Origin of the sequence: Streptomyces sp. GbtcB6, from assembly GCF_019091475.1 — a bacterium.
Classification (GTDB): domain Bacteria; phylum Actinomycetota; class Actinomycetes; order Streptomycetales; family Streptomycetaceae; genus Streptomyces; species Streptomyces hyaluromycini.
Genome location: NZ_JAGXJL010000559.1, coordinates 1 through 228 on the forward strand (window position 1 = coordinate 1; position 228 = coordinate 228).

A 228-nucleotide genomic window follows, 5' to 3' on the forward strand; every position below is an offset into this window, starting at 1 on the left:
GGGGGGATCGTGTTGGAGGGCTGTTGCTCGTCGGCGGCCACGAAGAGGACGTTGACCAGGCGGGCGGCGAGCGCCTATCGGAGTCGGAGGCCGGCCGTCGCTGCGGCGGAGCCGAGACGATCAGCAAGTGGGTCTTGCCGGTGTCGGAGACGTCGATCAGGCAGAGTGGCTCGCTCTTCTTGGCGCACTCGCGGTTGGTGAGGCTGTTGACCAGGGCGGGGGGGACGT

The 228-nt window shown here is 68.9% G+C and carries 1 protein-coding gene; it reads left to right on the top strand.

Going from position 1 to position 228, the window contains the following annotated elements; genetic code table 11:
• Positions 1–23: 23 nt before the first annotated feature.
• The coding region (locus KVT45_RS58015) for a hypothetical protein (RefSeq protein ID WP_217562827.1) at positions 24–228 on the top strand (205 nt) is incomplete at its 3' end.